This window comes from Aquimarina sp. I32.4 (assembly GCF_002924285.1).
In the GTDB taxonomy this organism is placed as follows: domain Bacteria; phylum Bacteroidota; class Bacteroidia; order Flavobacteriales; family Flavobacteriaceae; genus Aquimarina.
The window spans coordinates 1-5,485 of the sequence record NZ_PGUB01000174.1; the positions used below are offsets into that span (position 1 = coordinate 1).

Sequence of the window (5,485 nt, forward strand, 5' to 3'; positions counted from 1 at the left end):
AGGGGTAAGTCAAGAGTTTACTCATGTTGCTACACCAGAGGAAAATGCACATGTAGAAGCTTATCATGGAATACTTAAAAAAGAAGTCTTTCAACGATTTGAGTATAGAACATTTGGAGAGATTCAACAAATACTAAAAAGATATGTGGTTTTCTATAACAACGTAAGGCATCATGGACTATTGGGAAGAATAACTCCTATGGAAAAATGGAACAAAGACAAACACTTAATTTTAATGAAAAATAGAGTAGCATAATTAATAATCCAAATTTAAAAGATTACTCTTGTTTTATAGGGGTCAAAACAGTGATGATGATGAAAATCAAAATGTTAATCCAAAAAGTGTGACGGATTGTGAATTAACAATCGAACCAACTACTTCAGTCTCGATATGCGTAGAGGGAACTGATTTTGCTTTACCAAATGAAACTATAACATTTGCATCTACATTTTATTCTAGAAATGATATTGCTTCTAATTCTCAATTTTCATGGACAATAGAATCTGGCGGTATGAAAATTTTAAATATAGAAAACACATTCGATGGCCTAATTGCGAAGTCAATTGCTACAATTCAATTCAATTCTGACTATACAGGGAATGGGGTTATACGTGTTAATGCTGAAAATGACACAGGAAAAGGTTCTAATAAACATAGTGTTGAATTAGAATCAAATAAATAGCATAGATAATACGAGTAATCGTTGTATGAACAACTTATTTTAAGCCTCTTTATAGAGGCTTTCTTTATATAGGTTCTTATGCTACTGGAGTTAATTGTTTTACGGTAAGCACCAAGCACTAAATCCCAAAGTTTTCTCACCAATAACTAATATCAAAATATACAATAGGTAGAGATACGTATTTAGGTATAATGTTTTATTAACCTTTATGGTTGGTTTCTATAATAGGTATGATAAAAAAAATAGTGGTATTTTTATTCAGAATATAGGTATAGTTACTATCGTGACTATAGTTGATTGTTGCCATTCATTGCGAAGCCTACTCAAAAATAAAAAATTGAATTTTAATCGAGTATAAAACTGAATAAATTGCATTAAACTCTCATTCAGATTCAGAATGAAAGCCATAACTAAATCTTAATCTCGTTTAAAAAAAAGCACTTTAACATGGAAAAAAAATGTGTAATTCTAATATTTCTTATTTTCAGTACTCATTATAATGTATGGACTCAAAATCAATTAAAAAGCAAAGCTTATTACACTGTTACTGCCCCAAGTGGCCTTACAGTTAGGAGTAAACCTTCAATTGATGGTGAAAAATTAGGGAAATTCCCTCCAGGAGAACATCTAGAACTTATAAAAAATACAGAGAAAGTTTTATCTATTGTAGATAATGGTTTATCTGTAAATGGAAATTGGTTCAAAGTAAAGAGAATGAACCATAGTTGGGACAAAAAACCTGCATTAACAGGTTATGTGTTTAGCGGATATTTGCTGAAAAATGAAAGTAGACCTAGTAATCCTTCTGATGCTATCACAATTGAAAAATCAACATTAAATTTTAAAAATTTTAACCTTACCTTTTATTTTTATGAAATTGATAATCGTTATGAAGGTCATAATGTTTTAAAAAAAGATACGATGTATGTTTATGAAGATGTATTTAATGATTTAAGCGATAAATTAATTCATATTAAACCTAAAGTAAAAATAGATAATGTTGAATTATTTTACACCTTTAAAGAAAAGGTTTGGGAATATAACGGTGATGAATCTAATTCAAAAGAGCCTTATAAATGGGAAGGGAATAGTCCATTTAAAAAACTATCACTGGCAAAGAAAATGATTCTATTTCCAAAAATAGAATATGAAAAAGTAGAAACTTCCAGACAGGTGAATTTAAAATTTAGAGATACTTTAGTGCACTACCCAGGAGAAATGGGAGGAACAACAGCCACTATGAGCTATAATGGAAGACCATGTGTGCATTTTATATCTGATGTTATTTTAAAAATAGTTTTGCATCATAGTAACGGCACTACAGAAATTAAATATATTAACATCAACTTGTCTTATGGGTGCTAGTAATTTAAGATTTCTTACAATGTCATTTGTTTAGAGCTAGCTAGTCACGTAAAAAAATAAAAACTATAGAATTAATGAAGTCATACCATATAATTTTCAATTCAGAGTATCTTGATAAAATGCAGATTGACAAGGAACACCCAACTTGCAGTATAAAAAATCAAAATGACACAGAATATCTATTTGGGGGCAGTTTAAATGACGAATCTGACAAAAATTTAAATCATTTAATCACATTATCTCCTATTCCTAGCGAAATTGAAATCTATAACGTATCAAAACTTACTCTTGCAATTGACTTTGAATTGTTTTTCAATAGTTTGTTATGTGATAAGTATTTATATTATCAACACGACGTTGAAGGGTACCCAACTTTATTTACAAAGGATATTACTGTATCAAATGAATATGACAAAAAACCAATAATTGAAACTAAAGTTAAGCTAGGAGAAACTCCCCTTGAATGGTCAAATCAAGAATGGGAAGATGGAAATAATAACAAAATTGGTGGAGTCCCAACTTGGGTGCAAGAACCTGAATATTTGAATTGTCCTTGCTGTAAAGAAAAAATGATGTTCTTAATGCATTTAAATAGTGACTTACCAGTAAATGAACCAGTGCAATTACATGATGAGCTAATTTACAAAGACACAATTATGTTTGGAAATGGAGGGATTTGCTATGTTTATTGGTGTGATAAAGATAGAATTAGTGGGTATTTATGGCAATCAACATAAAAAATACGGGCTATCAGATTTGGTGATTACCCAAAAATATAGAATTTAAAACCAATTTTGCCAAATCATTGATTTGACTTTTAATGATGAGTAAATCAAAAACAAAATAAAAAGTTTGACTATAAGCTTACCACTTCTTTATTCAACCATTGAGCAGAGTAGTTGATTTACTACAGAAATTAAAATAATCAAATAAACACTGAATACAGTGTAATGTGATAGAATAGCTGTCTTTAACTTTATCCAGTCTATAATTCTAAAGCATAAATAAAGTGAATACTATTATTAGAATAAAAATTCAAGCGAATTAAAAAAGTCAACTAGACTACGAAAAAAGAATTGAAAAAACTTTAAATCACTTCATTACCCCGATTTATATACCTAATATTATCTACCATAAAATACCAGTCAAAATGAATACTAAAACCTTTTTAATAATAGTAATTTGCCTTTCTATAATCCAGTCATGCAAAACAACCAAAACCAGTGTAAAAAGTGATGCCACAGATATAGAGGCTGTATATGTGTGCCAAAATGGGAAAGAAAAAAGAATCATAGGAGAAGACTCTAAAATATCAATTGAGGCAAACAAATTTTCAGTAAGATTTAATAATAAACCTTACAATGCTCAAAATGAAGAGCGATACTCAGCTCAGGTAACAGCGTTTTTAAATAAAGAGGAGTTATTAAAAATCAAATCAGGTATGCCAAAATCAGAAACCAACTGTTTTACACCAGGAACAGGCATGGCACCAAACCAAAGTGGTAGATATGAATACTTGATATTTGGCAATGATAGACACCACTACTTAGTCTATAAAAATTCAGAAAGTAAGCGACTTAAACTGCTCAACAAATCAAACCATTTTATGACCCTAGAATTTGAAATAGATGGGGTATACTATAACGGTAAAGAAGAAAAAATGGCAACAACAGATCTCGGTGAATTTTATTTAGCAATTTTGATTGATAGAAATTTGAATGGTATAATTGACAAAGGAGAACTAAAAAAAATAACGATACGTATAAAATAAAAAACATAACATTATATTATAGTTAATACAGGCTTGTGAATTAACAAAAAAATAATCACTTACGTCTTATTCTGTTTACTATATATTATCAGAAAATTTCTTAAATACAATTCTGTATTCAGGCCTCTAATCTTTGAGAAAAACCATATATTCAATTCTCAAAGAATTGGTCTATATTTTTAGAGAGTCTAAAGTTGTAGCCAATTAAAGAATATACAAATGAAAAAGACTTCTATACAAAATCCCGTTGGTACAAATTTATTCCTTGTACTATTAATTTTACTAATTTGTATTTCTTGCAATGATAAGAACGTTGAGGATTTAAATCCAATGGAAGGAGTATGGGAACTAAGCCACTTCTATCACCTTGAGAATGGCGATACCTTAATTACAGATACAGCCAAAGTGCAACACAAAATCTACCTAAATGGCTATGTAATTTGGAATACTGATCCAGCCCCAGATTCTTCAGAGTGGCATGGATATGGCACGTATACCTATAAAAATGATACCGTTATAGAAATCCTAACCTCAATGTCAAAATCAATGAAGAGTGATAATAACAAATATGTCATTCCTATAGAACATAATAATAACTCCTACAAACAAGTAAATACCTACAGAAACAACGATACCATTTATCAGAATATTGAGATTTATAAAAAAATAGATTAAATCTAAAATAATAGTATTTTTATTCTAAATAAATAAGGAGTATAGTTATTATAGTAACTATATTTTATATAGCCAACAAGCAGAAAAACTCTTGATTTGGAAAAATGGCATATATTTTGTACATTTAAATGTACGTTTTTATGTACAATTTAAAAACAATCACTATGAGAGCAATTACAATTTCAACTTTAAGAAAAAGCATTAAGAAACATTTTGACTATGTTTCAAAATCCTCTGAGGTTATCGTAGTTCCACGAAGTAAAGGGAAAGACGCTGTTGTTATAATGTCCATAAAGGAGTATAATTCGTTAAAAGAAACTGGGCACTTATTATCTACAAAAGCTAATAGAACCAGATTAATGGAATCAATCGAGCAACTTGAGAAAGGTCAAATTGTCTCTTTTAATGAAGACGAAATTGAATTAGCTCATTAATGAACATTGAATTTACTACTCACGGTTGGGAAGAATTTACTTATTGGTTAGAAAATGATGTAGATACTGCATTAAAAGTAAAAGAGTTAATAAAAGCAATGGCTCTAGTTTATAATTGCGTTGATATTAGTTTTTGATATTGTGCTTCGATATTTCTGTAATTCTTTATAGCGTTAACATCTAGGACAGTTTTTTGTACAAATAGCAGCGCCTTATCCTTATTGTTTTTGAGTTGCTCTTTGAGTTTAAACCAATTTAGGTACTGCTGCAGGTATTTAGTGGCTACACCCCAAAAAGCATTATCAATCCATTTTTTTATTCTATTGTGGGTAGAATTGACATGTTGTATATGGTATATTTTGTCTTTTACCCGTTGTTTTATAATTCCTTTGAGTGGATGATGTTCTATGTTTTGGTCTTTAGCAAAGCCTTTATAGCTCACATGAGCATCACTGCAAAGAATCGTCTGGCTTGTATTAATGCGATCTCCAATAGCCTTTTGTATATCACTTTTCTTGATACGCCCCATAGTTGCAACTGTCAAATCCAAACCTGAT

At 29.8% G+C, this 5,485-nt stretch carries 9 protein-coding genes; 8 read left to right on the forward strand and 1 reads right to left on the reverse strand.

Annotated elements, in window-relative coordinates:
* The 8 genes from CVD18_RS21195 to CVD18_RS21230 all read left to right on the forward strand — a co-directional run.
* The coding region (locus CVD18_RS21195) for an integrase core domain-containing protein (RefSeq protein WP_146052742.1) at positions 1-256 on the forward strand (256 nt) is incomplete at its 5' end.
* Between the two features lie 28 nt (positions 257-284).
* The gene (locus CVD18_RS21200) at positions 285-683 is read left to right on the forward strand and encodes a hypothetical protein (RefSeq protein WP_103867473.1); all 399 of its coding nucleotides are present in this window, start codon (positions 285-287) and stop codon (positions 681-683) included.
* Between the two features lie 447 nt (positions 684-1,130).
* A complete protein-coding gene (locus CVD18_RS21205; protein WP_103867474.1) occupies positions 1,131-2,048 on the forward strand; it encodes an SH3 domain-containing protein in 918 nt (305 codons plus the stop codon).
* A 74-nt stretch (positions 2,049-2,122) separates the two neighbouring features.
* Positions 2,123-2,785, forward strand: coding sequence for a hypothetical protein (locus CVD18_RS21210; RefSeq protein WP_146052889.1), 663 nt, complete (start codon positions 2,123-2,125; stop codon positions 2,783-2,785).
* Between the two features lie 413 nt (positions 2,786-3,198).
* Positions 3,199-3,819, forward strand: a complete 621-nt coding sequence (locus tag CVD18_RS21215) for a hypothetical protein (RefSeq protein ID WP_103867476.1) — start codon at positions 3,199-3,201, stop codon at positions 3,817-3,819.
* A 219-nt stretch (positions 3,820-4,038) separates the two neighbouring features.
* Positions 4,039-4,494, forward strand: a complete 456-nt coding sequence (locus CVD18_RS21220; RefSeq protein ID WP_103867477.1) for a hypothetical protein — start codon at positions 4,039-4,041, stop codon at positions 4,492-4,494.
* 164 nt (positions 4,495-4,658) lie between these two features.
* Positions 4,659-4,928, forward strand: a complete 270-nt coding sequence (locus tag CVD18_RS21225; protein WP_158250536.1) for a type II toxin-antitoxin system Phd/YefM family antitoxin — start codon at positions 4,659-4,661, stop codon at positions 4,926-4,928.
* Positions 4,928-5,065 carry a type II toxin-antitoxin system YoeB family toxin gene (locus CVD18_RS21230; RefSeq protein ID WP_146052890.1) on the forward strand — a complete coding sequence of 46 codons (138 nt, stop codon included), beginning with the start codon at positions 4,928-4,930 and terminating at the stop codon, positions 5,063-5,065. The genes CVD18_RS21225 and CVD18_RS21230 overlap by 1 nt, the downstream gene beginning before the upstream one ends.
* Here the strand turns inward: CVD18_RS21230 and CVD18_RS21235 are convergent.
* Positions 5,038-5,485 (reverse strand): IS1595 family transposase (locus CVD18_RS21235; RefSeq protein ID WP_146052785.1); only part of this gene is annotated, 448 nt, incomplete at its 5' end. The two genes, CVD18_RS21230 and CVD18_RS21235, sit on opposite strands and share 28 nt — an antisense overlap.